This is a genomic window from Caballeronia sp. LZ034LL (assembly GCF_031451215.1).
Classification (GTDB): domain Bacteria; phylum Pseudomonadota; class Gammaproteobacteria; order Burkholderiales; family Burkholderiaceae; genus Caballeronia.
Genome location: NZ_JARUXR010000001.1, coordinates 2,696,622 through 2,712,633, shown reverse-complemented (window position 1 = coordinate 2,712,633; position 16,012 = coordinate 2,696,622). Strand labels below are relative to the sequence as shown.

Here is a 16,012-nt window from a genome sequence, read left to right as displayed (position 1 = left end):
GAGCAGCCGGTGAGCGAACAAGAATTGAATCTTCCGGCGAGCGCGCCCTCGTCGCTGGCACTCGAAGCGCATCTCGCGCCGTACGCCGCGCATTCGTCGCAGTCGCGCGGACGGCGCTTCGCCGAGACGCCGCCCGCCGCGCGCACCGAGTTCCAGCGCGACCGCGACCGCATCGTGCATTCCACCGCGTTCCGCCGGCTCGAATACAAGACGCAGGTGTTCGTCAACCACGAAGGCGACCTGTTCCGCACGCGTCTCACGCACAGTCTCGAAGTGGCGCAGATCGCGCGGTCGGTCGCACGCAATCTGCGGCTCAATGAAGATCTCGTCGAAGCCATTTCGCTGGCGCACGATCTCGGCCATACGCCATTCGGCCATGCTGGACAGGACGCGCTGAACGAATGCATGCGCGATCACGGCGGCTTCGAACACAATCTGCAGAGCCTCGCGGTCGTCGACCAGCTGGAAGAACACTATGGCGCGTTCAACGGACTGAACCTCTGCTTCGAAACGCGCGAAGGCATTCTCAAGCATTGTTCGCGTGACAACGCCCGCAGGCTCGGCGATCTCGGCGAGCGCTTCCTGACCGGCAAGCAGCCGTCGCTGGAAGCGCAGATCGCCAATGTCGCCGATGAAATCGCCTACAACAATCACGATGTCGACGACGGCCTGCGCTCCGGTCTCATCACGCTCGAACAGCTGTCCGAGGTGAGTCTCTGGCATACGCATTTCGACGCCGCGCGCAGCGAGTATCCGGACATCGAAGGGCGGAGGCTGATTCATGAAACCATCCGCCGGATCATCAATACGCTGATCGTCGATCTGATCGATTCCACGAGCCGCAATCTGCAGCGCGTGATGCCGCAGTCGCTCGACGACGTGCGCGCGGCGCCGACGCTCGTCGCGCACAGCGACGAGGTCGCCGCGCAGGCCGCGCAGCTCAAGCGCTTTCTGTTCAAGAACCTGTACCGGCACTATCGCGTGATGCGGATGGCCAACAAGGCCCGGCGCGTCGTGACGGGTCTCTTCGAAGCCTTCACAGAAGACCCGCGCCTGCTGCCGCCTTCCTATCAGGCACGCGAGCCGGTGGCCGAGGAATCGGCGAACGACGCGCCTGCCGTCAGCCGCGACAGCGCCCAGGCGCGGCTCATCTCGCATTACATCGCCGGGATGACCGACCGCTACGCCTTGAAAGAGTATCAACGCCTGTTTGTCATCGACAACAATTAATATCGCGCGTTTCAGAGCGCGAACCTGTCACAAAGGAGACTCATCGATGAGCTGCAAGCCCTTGTTCCGCACGATCTCCGCCGCGGCCGTTCTGGCCTTTGGCGCCAGCACCGCGGCGCACGCCGCTACGGAAATCCAGTTCTGGCACGCGATGGAAGCCGCGCTCGGCGAGCGCGTCAACGACATCGCCAACGATTTCAACAAGTCGCAGAGCGATTACAAGATCGTCCCCGTGTTCAAGGGCACCTACGACCAGGCGCTGGCGGCAGGCATCGCGGCGTATCGCAGCGGCAACGCGCCGGCCATCCTGCAGGTCTATGAAGTCGGCACCGCCACGATGATGCAGGCGAAGAAGGCCGTCATTCCGGTGTACGACGTCTTCAAGCAGGCCGGCGTGCCGCTGGACGAGAAAGCCTTCGTGCCGACCATCTCCGGCTACTACAGCGACGCGAAGACCGGCCATCTGCTCTCGATGCCCTTCAACAGCTCGACGCCCGTGCTGTACTACAACAAGGACGCGTTCAAGAAGGCCGGTCTCGATCCGAACCAGCCGCCCAAGACCTGGGCCGACGTCGAAGCCGACGCGAAGAAGCTGAAGGCGGCCGGCTACTCGTGCGGCTATTCGTCCGGCTGGCAGAGCTGGATCCAGCTCGAAAACTACAGCGCGTGGCATGCGGCGCCGTTCGCGACGAAGAACAACGGCTTCGACGGCCTCGACGCGAAGCTCGAATTCAACAAGCCCTTGCAGGTGGCGCACATCCAGTTCCTGCAGAACATGGCGAAGGAAGGCACCTTCACGTATGTTGGCCGCAAGGACGAGCCGGTGTCGAAGTTCTATAGCGGCGACTGCGGCATCATCACGAATTCGTCGGGCTCGCGGGCGACCATCGCGAAGTTCGCCAAGTTCGACTACGGCGTCGGCATGATGCCCTACGACGCGAACGTGAAGGGCGCGCCGCAGAACGCGATCATCGGCGGCGCGAGCCTGTGGGTGCTGTCGGGCAAGGACCCGGCCGTGTACAAGGGCGTCGCGAAATTCCTCGCGTATCTTTCGACGCCGGAAGTCGCCGCGAAGTGGCACCAGGACACGGGCTATCTGCCGGTCACGCAGGCCGCGTACGAACTCACGCAGAAGCAGGGCTTCTACGCGAAGAACCCGGGCGCCGACATCGCGATCAAGCAGATGTTGAACAAGCCGCCGCTGCCGTACACGAAGGGCCTGCGTCTGGGCAACATGCCGCAGATCCGCACCATCGTCGATGAAGAGCTGGAGCAGGTCTGGGCGGAGAAGAAGACGCCGCAACAGGCGCTCGACGCAGCAGTCTCTCGCGGCGACGAACTGCTGACCCGTTTCGAGAAGGCCGGCAACTAAGCACGTGCAAGCATGTGCGCCCGCGCACGGCGCGGGCGCCTTCGTTCAGGACACACCGCATGGAAAAACGGTCTCGTTTCGATACGAGCGTGTTGCCGTATCTGCTCGTCGCCCCTCAGCTCGCCATCACCGCGCTGTTCTTCCTGTGGCCGGCCGGCGAGGCGCTCTGGCAGGCCACGCAGAGCCAGGATGCGTTCGGCACGTCGAGTGAATTCGTCGGCTTGGCGAACTTCAGGCAGCTGTTCGCGGACCCGCTGTATCTGTCCTCGTTCAACACGACGATGATCTTCTGCGCGCTCGTCACCGTGTCGGGCCTCGTGATCTCGCTGCTGCTCGCGGCGTGCGCGGATCGCGTGACGCGCGGTGCCAAGGCGTACCAGACGCTGCTCATCTGGCCGTATGCGGTCGCGCCCGCCATCGCCGCCGTGCTCTGGTCGTTCCTGTTCAATCCGAGCATCGGGCTCGTCACGTATGCGCTGGCGAAGCAGGGCATCCAGTGGAATCACGCGCTCAACGGCACGCAGGCCATGTTCCTCGTCGTGCTCGCCTCGGTCTGGAAGCAGGTGAGCTATAACTTCCTGTTCTTCTATGCCGGCCTGCAGGCGATCCCGCAATCGCTGATCGAAGCGGCCGCCATCGACGGCGCCGGACCCGTGCGACGCTTCTTCGGCATCGCGCTGCCGCTGCTGTCGCCGACCAGCTTCTTCCTGCTGGTCGTGAACCTCGTCTATGCGTTCTTCGATACCTTCCCGGTCATCGACGCGGCCACCGGCGGCGGACCCGCGCAATCCACCAAGACGCTGATCTACAAGATCTTCGCGGAAGGCTTCCAAGGACTCGACATCGGCAGTTCGGGTGCGCAGTCGGTCGTGCTGATGGTGATCGTCATCGTGCTGACCGTGGTGCAGTTCCGTTTCGTCGAACGCAGGGTGCAATACTCATGATCGAGAACCGTCGCGGCTTCGATATCTTCTGTCACGCGGTGCTGCTGGCAGGCGTCGCGCTGATCGTGTTTCCGGTGTACGTCGCGTTCTGCGCGGCCACGATGAACTCGAAAGAAGTCTTCAGCGTGCCGCTCTCGCTCGTGCCGAGCACGCATCTCTTCGAGAACATCGCGCGCATCTGGACCTACGGCAGCGGCAACGCGGCGGCGCCGTTCGGGCTCATGCTGCTGAACAGCCTCGTGATGGCGCTCGTGATTTCCATCGGCAAGATTGCGGTGTCGATCGTCTCGGCCTATGCCATCGTGTTCTTCCGTTTTCCGCTGAAGAACCTCGCGTTCTGGCTCATCTTCATCACGCTGATGCTGCCGGTCGAAGTGCGCATCTTTCCGACCGTGCAGGTCGTGTCGTCGATGCATCTGTCGAACACGTATGCGGGCCTCACGCTGCCGCTGATCGCATCGGCGACCGCGACCTTCCTGTTCCGGCAGTTCTTCATGACGCTGCCCGACGAGCTGATGGAGGCCGCGCGCATCGACGGCGCCGGGCCGCTGCGCTTCTTCTGGGACGTCGTGCTGCCGCTGTCGAAGACGAACATCGCGGCGCTCTTCGTCATCACGTTCATCTACGGCTGGAACCAGTATCTCTGGCCGATTCTCATCACCAACGAGGTATCGCTGCAGACGGCGGTGGTCGGCATCAAGAGCATGATCGCGTCCGGCGACACCGCGACCGAGTGGCATCTCGTCATGACCGCGACGCTGCTCGCGATGCTGCCGCCGCTCGCCGTCGTGCTGACGATGCAGCGCTGGTTCGTGCGCGGCCTCGTCGACGCGGAAAAATAATCGGAGACTCTGGATAGATGGCTGCGCTGAATCTCAAGGGCGTGAAGAAGACCTACGACGGCTCGCAGTACGTGCTGCACGGCATCGACGTGGCAGTCGGCGATGGCGAGTTCGTCGTGATGGTGGGCCCGTCGGGCTGCGGCAAGTCCACGCTGCTGCGCATGGTGGCGGGGCTGGAGAGCGTCTCGGAAGGCGCGATCGAGATCGGCGGCAAGGTCGTGAACAAGCTGGAGCCGAAGGATCGCGACATCGCGATGGTGTTCCAGAACTACGCGCTCTATCCGCACATGAGCGTGGCGCAGAACATGGCGTATGCGCTGAAGATCGGCGGCGCGGACCGTAAGACGATCGACGCGCGCGTGGCCAATGCCGCGCGCATCCTCGAACTCGAGCATCTGCTCGCGCGCAAGCCGCGCGAACTGTCGGGCGGACAGCGGCAGCGCGTCGCGATGGGCCGCGCGATCGTGCGTGAACCGGCGGTGTTCCTGTTCGACGAACCCCTGTCCAATCTCGACGCCAAGCTGCGCGTGCAGATGCGCCTCGAAATCCAGCGCCTGCACGCGCGTCTCGCGACCACGAGCCTCTACGTCACGCACGATCAGATCGAGGCGATGACGCTCGCGCAACGCGTCATCGTGATGAACAAGGGCCATGCCGAGCAAATCGGCGCGCCGACCGAAGTCTACGAGCGGCCGGCGACGGTGTTCGTCGCGAGCTTCATCGGTTCGCCTGCGATGAATCTGCTCGAAGGGCGCCTTGCGGACGACGGCGCGACGTTTCATGTGGCCGGCGACGGGCCGGCACTGCCCGTGTCGGGAGCGAACGGCGTCACGCGCGAGATGCACGGGCGCGAGTGGACGCTCGGCATTCGTCCCGAGCACATGACGCCGGGCATCGAAGGCGTGCCGAGTGCCACGCTGGAGGTCGATTCGGCGGAACTGCTCGGCGCCGACAACCTGGCCCACGGCAAGTGGGGCAAGCACGATGTGGCGGCGCGGCTGCCGCACGAGCATCGGCCGCGGCGGGGCGAGCAACTGGCGCTGTCGCTGCCGGCGCGCCATCTGCATTTCTTCGATGCAGCAACCGGAAGGCGCGCCAACTGAAGGAGCGACGATGAGAACCTGGCCTTATCCCGCCATCGTCGCGCATCGCGGCGGCGGCAAGCTTGCGCCGGAGAACACGCTGGAAGCCATCGACGTCGGCGCGCGTTACGGACACCGGATGATCGAATTCGACGCGAAGCTTTCCGCCGACGACCTCGTCTTCCTGTTGCATGACGACGATGTCGATCGCACGTCGAATGGCCAGGGCGCGGCGCAGGCGCTGAGCCTGGCGCAATTGCAGGCGCTCGATGCGGGCGCGTGGTTTGGCGCGACGTTCGCGCACGCGCGCATGCCGACGCTCGCGCAGGTGCGCGAGCGCTGCGTGCGTCATGGACTGGCGGCGAATATCGAGATCAAGCCGAGCACGGGACGCGACGTCCGGACCGGCGAGATCGTGGCGCGTGAAGCGGCGAGCCTGTGGGCGGATGCCGATCCGGCGCCGCTGTTGTCGTCGTTCTCTTATGCGGCGCTTGAAGCGGCCCGCGATGCCGCACCCGACCTGCCGCGCGGCATGCTCTACGAGCGCGTGCCGGCGGACTGGCACGCGCAGACGTCGGCGCTGGCGTGCGTGTCGCTGCATGCGAACCACCGCGCGCTGGATGAAACGCTGGTCGCACAGATCAAGGATGCCGGACTGCGCATCCTCGCCTATACCGTCAACGATCCCGCGCGTGCGCGCCTGCTCGCGCAATGGGGCGTCGATGCGATCTGTACGGATCGCATCGACATCATTGGCGCGGATTTTCTGGAAGCGGCGTCGGACTAGAAGGTCAACGCTCGATCAACGCACGCGGGCGAGCAGAATCCCGGCGACGAGCGCAAGGCCGCCGACCAGCGCGATGGTCTGCCAGGGCTTTTCGTGGATGAATGCGTCGGCATCTTCGAGCGCGGCACCCGCGCGCTGACGCAGCACGGCGTGGGTATCGTTGAGGCGCGCGCGGGCGCTGTCGAGCCGATCGCTGATCTGCGCGCGCAATGCGGCGGCGTCGGCGGACGTGCCTTCGGACAGTGCACTTTCCAGTTCGCTCAGCAAGGAGCGCAGTTCCGAGCCGATATCCTCGGCTGCTTCACGGCCATGCCGCGCCATGCGTCGAGCCCGGCGGCTGGTCGTGGTCCATGAATCTCCGATGGCGTCACGCGTGTTGGGCAGTGCGTTCATAGATCGCTCCGTCGATGGATGAGTCGTGGATAGCCCGCCCTTGAATCAGCGGGAAAAACCCATGACTGAGCAAGTTCGGTGCCGGTGGTTCATGAATCGATGACGGGACGCGTGGGCGCGCCCGGAGAGACATGGTACATGCACACGGCACGTAAGATGTGCAAGCGATGCCATCCATAGAAGGTCACATTTACAAGCATTGTGCAAATAAAAACGCCGGCATGAAAACATGCCGGCGTTATCTTTGTTAATGCGCTTTCGCTTCGATCTTTCAATCTCGCATACGCAGCAACCCGCTTTTTAGAAGCGATAACCTACGCGCAAATACGTCACGATCGGATTGAGCGTGATTTTCGCCTGCGATTGAACATTGAGCGTACCCACCGGCGTTTGCGCGGCGGTGTTGAGCTTGGCCGTTGCCTTCAGCGGAATGAACGAAACCGAAAATCCGGCGAACCAATGCTCGGTGAAGTTGTAGGTTGCGCCGACGTTAAAGACCGGTGCCCAAGAACTATCCGTGTCGACGCTGGTCGGACCATGCAGGACCGAGCCTTCGAACTGGTCATTGGTGATCTTGGCATCGGTGAACCAGGTGCGCGTTACGCCAATGCCGACGAACGGACGGAACTTCGCTTGAGGAGCATTGAAGAAGTATTTGAAGAGCAGCGTCGGGCTCCACTGCTTCGCGCTGCCAAGCTTGCCGTAGCGCGAGAGCGTGCCGGTGCCTTCGAGGTCGAACGTGGGCGGGATGCCCATCTCGAGTTCCGCGGCGATGTGATCTGTTGCGAAGTAACCGAACGTGAAGCCGGCGGTATCAGCGCTTGAAATGCCGGCGCCCGTGCCGGGAACATCGATATTGACGGGAGATCCGCCTACACTTGTTTCTTTGAGCGGACCGCTGCTGTCTTGCGGGGCAAAATGAAACCAGCCTCCAGTGACATAGAAGGATCCGGCTGATTGCGCATGCGCCGCTGTGGACACACACGCCAATGCCGCGATCCCCGTGATGACCTGTTTTATTTTCAATTTGTGCTCCTCCGAAAAAGCACGCTCATTATGAACACAACATTTCAAAGTAACCATAGCGGTGCCGTAGAGCATTTTCCCTAGGGCACAGAGCGGCTTCGGAGCCTCGTTGCACGGCATTTGCATGGCTTTTGCACATGTTGCCGGAATGGCTCCCAAGGACCCCTGCCGGGGTAACACAAACGCGACCAACGGAATATCCAGAATGGCACGGCTTGCACGACTCTACGTTCCCGAACAGCCGCAGCATGTCATCCTGCGTGGTCTCGACCAGCAGCCCGCCTTCGTTGATGACCAGGACTATGAGCTCTTCATCGACTGCCTGAGAACGGCTTCGCGTGATCATCACCTCTCCATTCACGCCTATGCACTGATGCCGCAGGCGGTGCATCTGCTGGTCACGCCGCGCGACGAATCCAGCTTGCCCAAAGCGATGCAGGCAGTCGGACGTCGTTACGTAGCGCACTTCAATCGACGTTACATGCGACGCGGCACACTCTGGGAAGGCCGCTACCGGGCGACCGTCATCGAGGGCGAGCGTTACTTCCTTCTTGCTACGCGCGTCGTCGAGATGGCGCCGGTGCGTGCGCAACTCGTCGCGGCGCCGCAAGACTACAAGTGGTCGAGCTTCCGTCATCACATCGGCCTCACGCTCGATGGGCTGATCACCGACCATCCGTTGTTCTGGTCGCTCGGCAACACGCCTTTCGAACGCCAGCACGCCTACAAGGAACTGTGCGAACAACCGCTCGATGAACGCGAAACCACGCGTCTCCTGCAAGCGACACTCAAAGGCTGGGTGCTCGGCAGCGATTCCTATCGGGAATGGGCCGCGCGGGCGGCCAATCGCCGGGTGTCGCCGCTGCCGCGCGGCCGGCCGCGCAAGGTTCGCGAAACTCCACAGGCCCAATAACGGCCCGTCAATACAAAGCTGAAGAAAAAAACGAAACGGCGTCTCGGATTTCAACGGAGCGCCGTTTTTTATCGGGCATTTTCAATGTGGCCCCAAATAAACGGGGCAAGTTTGCACCATAACGATAATAGGTGCCAGACCATCACATTTTGTTTGCCATCTTTTTGATTCGTCGCGTATATTTCGATTTCCGGCGATTGCCGCGGTGCAGCGTGCCGCGCACGACCGTGCGGTGCGACCTGATCGTTGAAACAAAACAGTCGCGCAGCAACAAGAAAATGGTTCAACGGCCGCGTCAGTCGGCCCCTCACAGTAGAGACGGTGTCCCCATGAACGATCATCAGCAACCGGCAGTCGGTTCGCTTCCCGCCGCGCAGGGCATGTACGACCCTGCCAACGAGCATGACGCCTGCGGCGTCGGCTTCGTCGCCCACATCAAGGGGAAAAAGAGCCACGAGATCATTCAGCAGGGTCTCAAGATTCTCGAGAATCTGGACCACCGTGGCGCAGTGGGCGCCGATCCGCTGATGGGCGACGGCGCCGGCATCCTGATCCAGGTGCCGGACGGTTTCTATCGCGAGGAAATGGCCAAGCAGGGCGTGACGTTGCCGCCGGCGGGCGAATATGGCGTCGGCATGATCTTCCTGCCGAAGGAACACGCCTCGCGTCTCGCGTGCGAACAGGAACTCGAACGTACCGTGAAGGCAGAAGGCCAGGTGGTGCTCGGCTGGCGCGACGTCCCCGTCGACTCCACCATGCCCATCTCGCCCACCGTCAAGGCCACCGAGCCGCTGATCCGCCAGATCTTCATCGGGCGCGGCAAGGACATCGTTGTGACGGACGCGCTCGAGCGCAAGCTGTACATCATCCGCAAGACCGCCAGCCACCGCATCCAGGCGCTCAAGCTCAAGCACGGCAAGGAATACTTCGTGCCGTCGGTGTCGTCGCGTACTGTCGTCTACAAGGGGCTGCTGCTCGCGGGCCAGGTCGGCGTGTATTACCGCGACCTGCAGGACGAGCGCGTCGTCTCGGCGCTGGCGCTCGTGCACCAGCGCTTCTCGACCAACACCTTCCCGGCATGGGAGCTCGCGCACCCGTACCGCATGATCGCGCACAACGGTGAAATCAACACCGTGAAGGGCAACGTCAACTGGCTGAACGCGCGTACCGGCGCGATCGCCTCGCACGTGCTCGGCGACGACCTGCCGAAGCTCTGGCCGCTGATCTACCCGGGCCAGTCGGACACGGCTTCGTTCGACAACTGTCTCGAACTGCTCGTGATGGCCGGCTACCCGCTCGTCCACGCGATGATGATGATGATCCCGGAAGCGTGGGAGCAGCACACGCTGATGGACGACAACCGCCGCGCGTTCTACGAATATCACGCCGCGATGATGGAACCGTGGGACGGCCCCGCCGCGATCGCATTCACCGACGGCCGTCAGATCGGCGCGACGCTGGACCGTAACGGCCTGCGTCCGGCACGCTATCTTGTCACCGACGACGACCTCGTGATCCTCGCGTCGGAGTCGGGCGTGCTGCCTATTCCCGAGTCGAAGATCGTCCAGAAGTGGCGCCTGCAGCCGGGCAAGATGTTCCTGATCGACATGGAGCAGGGCCGCATCATCCAGGACAAGGAACTCAAGGACAACCTCGCGAACGCCAAGCCGTACAAGAGCTGGATCGAGGCCGTGCGCATCAAGCTCGACGAAATCGAGCCGAAGGCGGAAGACGTCGAGACGCAGCGCCGCGAAGCCGCCGTGCTGCTGGACCGCCAGCAGGCGTTCGGCTACACGCAGGAAGACCTCAAGTTCCTGATGGCGCCGATGGCGCAATCAGGCGAGGAAGCCATCGGCTCGATGGGCAACGACTCGCCGCTGGCGGTCATGTCCAACAAGAACAAGACGCTGTACAACTACTTCAAGCAGTTGTTCGCGCAGGTGACGAACCCGCCGATCGACCCGATCCGCGAGAACATGGTGATGTCGCTCGTGTCGTTCATCGGCCCGAAGCCGAACCTGCTCGACACGACCAACATCAACCCGACGATGCGCCTCGAAGTGTCGCAGCCCGTGCTCGACTTCAAGGACATCGCGAAGATCCGCGCCATCGACCAGTACACCGGCGGCAAATTCAGCTCGTACGAACTGAACATCTGCTATCCGGTTGCCTGGGGCAAGGAAGGCATCGAGGCGCGCATCGCCTCGCTGTGCGCCGAAGCCGTGGACGCCGTCAAGTCGGGCTACAACATCCTGATCGTGTCGGACCGCCGCGCGGACCGTGACAACGTCGCGATCCCGGCGCTGCTCGCCACCTCGGCCATTCACTCGCATCTCGTCGCGCATGGTCTGCGCACGAGCACGGGTCTGGTCGTCGAAACCGGCTCGGCGCGCGAGACGCATCACTTCGCGCTGCTCGCGGGCTACGGCGCGGAAGCCGTGCACCCGTACCTCGCGCTGGAGACGCTCGCCAACATGGCCGAGGGCCTGAAGGGCGATCTCTCGGCCGAGAAGGTCATCTACAACTTCACGAAGGCGGTCGGCAAGGGCCTGCTCAAGGTCATGTCGAAGATGGGCATCTCGACGTACATGTCCTACACCGGCGCGCAGATTTTCGAAGGCGTGGGCCTGTCGGCGGATCTGGTCGAGAAGTACTTCAAGGGCACGGCGTCGAAGGTCGGCGGCATCGGCATCTTCGAAGTGGCCGAGGAAGCGATTCGCCTGCATCGCGATGCGTTCGGCGACAACCCGGTGCTCGCCAACATGCTCGACGCAGGCGGCGAGTACGCGTACCGCGTGCGCGGCGAAGAGCACATGTGGACGCCCGACGCCATCGCCAAGCTGCAGCACTCGGCGCGCAGCAACTCGTACCAGACGTACAAGGAATACGCGCACATCATCAACGACCAGACGAAGCGTCACATGACGTTCCGCGGTCTGTTCGAATTCAAGGTCGACCCGGCCAAGGCGATTCCGCTCGAAGAAGTCGAATCGGCCAAGGACATCGTCAAGCGCTTCGCGACCGGCGCCATGTCGCTCGGCTCGATCAGCACGGAAGCGCACGCCACGCTGGCGGTCGCGATGAACCGTATCGGCGGCAAGTCGAACACCGGCGAAGGCGGCGAGGATGAAACGCGCTATCGCAACGAACTGCGCGGCATTCCGATCAAGAACGGCGACACGCTGCAATCGATCATCGGCAAGGAAGTCGTCACCGACATCCCGCTGAAGGAAGGCGATTCGCTGCGCTCGAAGATCAAGCAAGTGGCGTCGGGCCGCTTCGGCGTGACGGCGGAGTATCTCGCGTCGGCGGACCAGATCCAGATCAAGATGGCGCAGGGCGCGAAGCCCGGCGAAGGCGGTCAGTTGCCGGGCCACAAGGTGTCGGATTACATCGGCAAGCTGCGTTACTCGGTGCCGGGCGTCGGCCTCATTTCGCCGCCGCCGCACCACGACATCTATTCGATCGAAGACCTGGCGCAACTGATCCACGATCTGAAGAACGTGAACTCCGGTTCGAGCATTTCCGTGAAGCTGGTGTCCGAAGTGGGCGTCGGCACGGTGGCGGCCGGTGTCGCGAAGGCGAAGGCGGATCACGTCGTGATCGCGGGCCATGACGGCGGCACGGGCGCTTCGCCGCTCTCGTCGCTCAAGCATGCGGGCACGCCGTGGGAACTCGGCCTCGCCGAAACCCAGCAGACCCTGGTGCTGAACCGTCTGCGCGGCCGTATCCGCGTGCAGGCCGACGGCCAGATGAAGACCGGCCGCGACGTCGTGATCGGCGCGCTGCTCGGCGCGGACGAGTTCGGCTTCGCGACGGCGCCGCTCGTCGTCGAAGGCTGCATCATGATGCGCAAGTGCCATCTGAACACGTGCCCGGTCGGCGTCGCGACGCAGGACCCGGTGCTGCGCGCGAAGTTCTCCGGCCAGCCGGAACACGTCGTCAACTTCTTCTTCTTCGTGGCCGAGGAAGTGCGCGAAATCATGGCGCAGTTCGGCATCCGCAAGTTCGACGACCTGATCGGCCGCGCCGAGCTGCTCGACACGAAGAAGGGCGTCGAGCACTGGAAGGCGAAGGGTCTCGATTTCTCGCGCGTGTTCTATCAGGTGCCGGTGGAAGCAGAAGTCGCGCGCAAGCATGTGGACGTGCAGGACCACGGTCTGGACAAGGCGCTCGATCACATCCTGATCGAGAAGTCGAAGGCCGCCATCGAGAAGGGCGAGCATGTGTCGTTCATCCAGCCGGTGCGCAACGTGAACCGTACGGTCGGCGCCATGCTGTCCGGCACGATCGCGAAGAAGCACGGCCACGACGGCCTGCCCGACGATTCCATCCACATCCAGCTGAAGGGTACGGCGGGTCAGAGCTTCGGCGCGTTCCTCGCGAAGGGCGTGACGCTGGATCTGGTCGGCGACGGCAACGACTACGTCGGCAAGGGTCTCTCGGGCGGGCGCATCATCATTCGTCCGACCAACGACTTCCGCGGCAAGTCCGAGGAAAACATCATCTGCGGCAACACGGTGATGTACGGCGCGATCGAAGGCGAAGCGTATTTCCGCGGCGTCGCGGGCGAGCGCTTCTGCGTGCGCAACTCGGGTGCGACGGCGGTCGTCGAAGGCACCGGCGACCACGGCTGCGAATACATGACCGGCGGCACGGTGGTCGTGCTCGGCGAGACCGGCCGCAACTTCGCGGCGGGCATGTCGGGCGGCATCTCGTTCGTGTACGACCCGGATGGCAGCTTCGCGGGCAAGTGCAACAAGTCGATGGTCGCACTCGATCCGGTGCTGCAGCAGGCCGAACAGGAGCGCACGGTGGATCGCGCGCTGTGGCACGCCGGCAAGACCGACGAAGCGCTGCTCAAGGGGCTGATCGAGCGTCACTTCCAGTTCACCGGCTCGCCGCGCGCGAAGGCCTTGCTTGAAAACTGGGACGCGTCGCGCCGCCAGTTCGTCAAGGTCTTCCCGACGGAGTACAAGCGCGCGCTGGCTGAAATTGGCGCGAAGAAGTCGAAGGACGCCATCGCGGCTTGACGCCTCGTTCACACAGAAACAAGCGCGCTCTGCCGCAAAGACGTCAGAGCGCGTGATCCTCACCAAATACAGAGAAAGAAATGGGCAAGGCAACCGGTTTTCTCGAGTTCGAGCGCCAGCACGAGGCGTACGAAGCACCGCTGACCCGCGTCAAGCACTACAAGGAATTTGTTGCAGCGCTGACCGATGAAGACGCGAAGGTTCAGGGCGCGCGCTGCATGGACTGCGGCATTCCGTTCTGCAACAACGGCTGTCCGGTCAACAACATCATTCCGGACTTCAACGATCTGGTGTTCCAGCAGGACTGGAAGAGCGCGATCAACGTGCTGCATTCCACCAACAACTTCCCGGAGTTCACGGGCCGCATCTGCCCGGCGCCGTGCGAATCGGCGTGTACGTTGGGCATCAACGACGATCCGGTCGGCATCAAGTCGATCGAGCACGCGATCATCGACAAGGCCTTCGCCGAAGGCTGGGTCGTGCCGCAGCCGCCGAAGCACAAGACGGGCAAGAAGGTGGCCGTGGTGGGTTCGGGTCCGGCGGGCTTGGCCGCCGCGCAGCAACTCGGGCGCGCGGGACATGACGTCGTCGTGTTCGAGAAGAACGACCGCATCGGCGGCCTGCTGCGCTACGGCATTCCCGACTTCAAGCTGGAGAAGTGGCTGATCGACCGCCGCATGCGCCAGATGGAAGCGGAAGGCGTGTCGTTCCGCACCAATGTGTTCATCGGCAAGGAAGCGATGCCGGACTACATCGCCAACACGGCGAAGGAAACCATCACGCCGGACGAGCTGAAGGAACAGTTCGACGCCGTGGTGATCGCCGGCGGTTCGGAAACGCCGCGTGATCTGCCGGTGCCCGGCCGCGAGCTGCAGGGCATCTACTACGCGATGGAATTTCTGCCGCAGCAGAACAAGGTCAATGCCGGCGACAAGGTCCCGGACCAGCTGCTGGCCAAGGGCAAGCATGTGGTCGTGATCGGCGGCGGCGATACGGGTTCGGATTGCGTCGGCACGTCGAACCGGCATGGCGCGAAGGGCGTGACGCAGTTCGAACTGCTGGCGCAACCGCCTGAAGAAGAGAACAAGCCGCTCGTGTGGCCGTACTGGCCGATCAAGCTGCGCACGTCCTCGTCGCATGAAGAGGGCTGCGAGCGTGACTGGTCGGTGGCGACGAAGCGCTTCGAAGGCAAGAACGGCAAGGTCGAGAAGCTGATTGCGGTGCGCGTCGAGTGGAAGGGCGGCAAGATGCAGGAAGTGCCGGGTTCGGAGTTCGAGATGAAGGCCGATCTCGTGCTGCTCGCGATGGGTTTCACGCAGCCGGTGTCGCCGGTGCTGGAAGCGTTCGGCGTCGAGAAGGATGCGCGCGGCAACGTGCGTGCTTCGACCGAAGGCGACAAGGCGTATTACACGTCGGTGGACAAGGTGTTCACGGCGGGCGATATGCGGCGCGGCCAGTCGCTGGTGGTGTGGGCGATTCGCGAAGGACGCCAGTGCGCGCGGTCGGTCGATGCGTTCCTGATGGGGAGCAGTGAGTTGCCGCGGTAAAGGGCTTGTCCCGGAAGGGTTGAGAGAAGGCGGATGGTCGAAAGGCTGTCCGCCTTTTTGGTTTTCAGGCTGAGCGCATTCGGTGCTGGATTTTTTTGGCCAGCGCAGCCTTGGCATCGATCGAGTCGACCATGTCGTTCGCCGCGTTCATGAGGCGGCGCAGATCGCTGCTCGGGATGGCGCTTGCGTCCTGGAACACGACAATCGAGTCGTAGCGCTCGATGAATGGCTCGATGTGTTGAAGCACGATTGTCGCCAGCCGTGCCCGCTCCTGACCAGTCACACCGAAGACAAAAAGCGGCGTACTCGCGCCTGTGATGGCGAAATCGATTGGATAATCGGACGCATCGGGCACTTCGGGCGCGTGGTAATTCTCGATCACATGGTCGACGCCGACGATCTCTGTGAGGTTTAGCCGAAGATCGTCAAAAAATGTTGATGCAACGCGCGTCCGAGTCCAGCTCTTCAAGTCACTGATGCGCAACAAGGCTTGGCCGTAACGCAGCAGTGAAACGCCGAGTAATTGTTCGTCCGCCTCAGCCACGATCTGGCCATCATCAGCGAGACGCGCGCCGTGCTCCGCGAGCATCCTGTCGAGCAAGACCCGACGCGGACCTCGCATGAGGGCGGACACGTCGGAGTCGTATGAGACGCGCATGAGCGTTGCGCCAGCATCTTCGAGCCGCCAGCCGCCCATCGTTTGTCGGAGCCAGACTGTCACGCAGTCACCGTCCGGTTCGAGCAAGGGCATGGAGAGCCGCAACGCCTCGCCGTCTTGCGCTACGTCGAGTTCGGAACACCACGACTCGCACAGCAGTCGCTTCACTGCGTCTGGAGTGTTAG

Annotated in this window: 12 protein-coding genes; 9 read left to right on the top strand and 3 right to left on the bottom strand. The window is 63.0% G+C overall.

The window, feature by feature from the left end:
* Positions 1–9: 9 nt before the first annotated feature.
* The 6 genes from QCE83_RS12400 to ugpQ are packed head-to-tail and all read left to right on the top strand — an operon-like array spanning position 10 to position 6,257.
* On the top strand, positions 10–1,230 hold the full coding sequence (locus QCE83_RS12400) for a deoxyguanosinetriphosphate triphosphohydrolase (RefSeq protein WP_309810300.1): 1,221 nt from the start codon (positions 10–12) through the stop codon (positions 1,228–1,230).
* A gap of 46 nt (positions 1,231–1,276) precedes the next feature.
* On the top strand, positions 1,277–2,602 hold the full coding sequence (ugpB, locus tag QCE83_RS12395) for a sn-glycerol-3-phosphate ABC transporter substrate-binding protein UgpB (RefSeq protein WP_309810297.1): 1,326 nt from the start codon (positions 1,277–1,279) through the stop codon (positions 2,600–2,602).
* Between the two features lie 59 nt (positions 2,603–2,661).
* Positions 2,662–3,546, top strand: coding sequence for a sn-glycerol-3-phosphate ABC transporter permease UgpA (ugpA, locus tag QCE83_RS12390; protein ID WP_309810293.1), 885 nt, complete (start codon positions 2,662–2,664; stop codon positions 3,544–3,546).
* Positions 3,543–4,388 carry a sn-glycerol-3-phosphate ABC transporter permease UgpE gene (ugpE, locus tag QCE83_RS12385; protein ID WP_309810290.1) on the top strand — a complete coding sequence of 282 codons (846 nt, stop codon included), beginning with the start codon at positions 3,543–3,545 and terminating at the stop codon, positions 4,386–4,388. Before ugpA ends, ugpE begins: the two co-directional genes overlap by 4 nt.
* 17 nt (positions 4,389–4,405) lie before the next feature.
* Positions 4,406–5,491 carry a sn-glycerol-3-phosphate import ATP-binding protein UgpC gene (locus QCE83_RS12380; RefSeq protein ID WP_309810287.1) on the top strand — a complete coding sequence of 362 codons (1,086 nt, stop codon included), beginning with the start codon at positions 4,406–4,408 and terminating at the stop codon, positions 5,489–5,491.
* Between the two features lie 10 nt (positions 5,492–5,501).
* The gene (gene ugpQ, locus QCE83_RS12375) at positions 5,502–6,257 is read left to right on the top strand and encodes a glycerophosphodiester phosphodiesterase (RefSeq protein WP_309810284.1); all 756 of its coding nucleotides are present in this window, start codon (positions 5,502–5,504) and stop codon (positions 6,255–6,257) included.
* 15 nt (positions 6,258–6,272) lie between these two features.
* Here the strand turns inward: ugpQ and QCE83_RS12370 are convergent, their stop codons facing one another.
* A complete protein-coding gene (locus tag QCE83_RS12370) occupies positions 6,273–6,650 on the bottom strand; it encodes a DUF883 family protein (protein WP_309810280.1) in 378 nt (125 codons plus the stop codon).
* A 300-nt stretch (positions 6,651–6,950) separates the two neighbouring features.
* A complete protein-coding gene (locus QCE83_RS12365) occupies positions 6,951–7,676 on the bottom strand; it encodes an OmpW family outer membrane protein (RefSeq protein ID WP_309811703.1) in 726 nt (241 codons plus the stop codon).
* 205 nt (positions 7,677–7,881) lie between these two features.
* Between QCE83_RS12365 and QCE83_RS12360 the strand changes: the two genes are divergently transcribed.
* The 3 genes from QCE83_RS12360 to QCE83_RS12350 all read left to right on the top strand — a co-directional run bounded on the left by QCE83_RS12360 (position 7,882) and on the right by QCE83_RS12350 (position 15,169).
* A complete protein-coding gene (locus tag QCE83_RS12360) occupies positions 7,882–8,589 on the top strand; it encodes a transposase (RefSeq protein WP_309810277.1) in 708 nt (235 codons plus the stop codon).
* A 329-nt stretch (positions 8,590–8,918) separates the two neighbouring features.
* On the top strand, positions 8,919–13,622 hold the full coding sequence (locus QCE83_RS12355; protein ID WP_309810274.1) for a glutamate synthase-related protein: 4,704 nt from the start codon (positions 8,919–8,921) through the stop codon (positions 13,620–13,622).
* 80 nt (positions 13,623–13,702) lie between these two features.
* Positions 13,703–15,169 (top strand): glutamate synthase subunit beta, encoded by a 1,467-nt coding sequence (locus QCE83_RS12350; protein ID WP_309810271.1) that lies wholly within the window; start codon positions 13,703–13,705, stop codon positions 15,167–15,169.
* Positions 15,170–15,233: 64 nt separating this feature from the next.
* On the opposite strand, the gene QCE83_RS12345 is transcribed toward QCE83_RS12350, so the two are convergent.
* On the bottom strand, positions 15,234–15,995 hold the full coding sequence (locus tag QCE83_RS12345; RefSeq protein WP_309810269.1) for a DUF1828 domain-containing protein: 762 nt from the start codon (positions 15,993–15,995) through the stop codon (positions 15,234–15,236).
* Between the last annotated feature and the right edge of the window lie 17 nt (positions 15,996–16,012).

Excerpts from the sequence above, each read along its gene's own strand:
- ugpB (WP_309810297.1), top strand. The coding sequence starts at position 1,277 with ATGAGCTGCAAGCCCTTGTTCCGCACGATCTCCGCCGCGGCCGTTCTG.
- ugpA (WP_309810293.1), top strand. The coding sequence starts at position 2,662 with ATGGAAAAACGGTCTCGTTTCGATACGAGCGTGTTGCCGTATCTGCTC.
- ugpE (WP_309810290.1), top strand. The coding sequence starts at position 3,543 with ATGATCGAGAACCGTCGCGGCTTCGATATCTTCTGTCACGCGGTGCTG.
- QCE83_RS12380 (WP_309810287.1), top strand. The coding sequence starts at position 4,406 with ATGGCTGCGCTGAATCTCAAGGGCGTGAAGAAGACCTACGACGGCTCG.
- ugpQ (WP_309810284.1), top strand. The coding sequence starts at position 5,502 with ATGAGAACCTGGCCTTATCCCGCCATCGTCGCGCATCGCGGCGGCGGC.
- QCE83_RS12370 (WP_309810280.1), bottom strand. The coding sequence starts at position 6,650 with ATGAACGCACTGCCCAACACGCGTGACGCCATCGGAGATTCATGGACC.
- QCE83_RS12360 (WP_309810277.1), top strand. The coding sequence starts at position 7,882 with ATGGCACGGCTTGCACGACTCTACGTTCCCGAACAGCCGCAGCATGTC.
- QCE83_RS12355 (WP_309810274.1), top strand. The coding sequence starts at position 8,919 with ATGAACGATCATCAGCAACCGGCAGTCGGTTCGCTTCCCGCCGCGCAG.
- QCE83_RS12350 (WP_309810271.1), top strand. The coding sequence starts at position 13,703 with ATGGGCAAGGCAACCGGTTTTCTCGAGTTCGAGCGCCAGCACGAGGCG.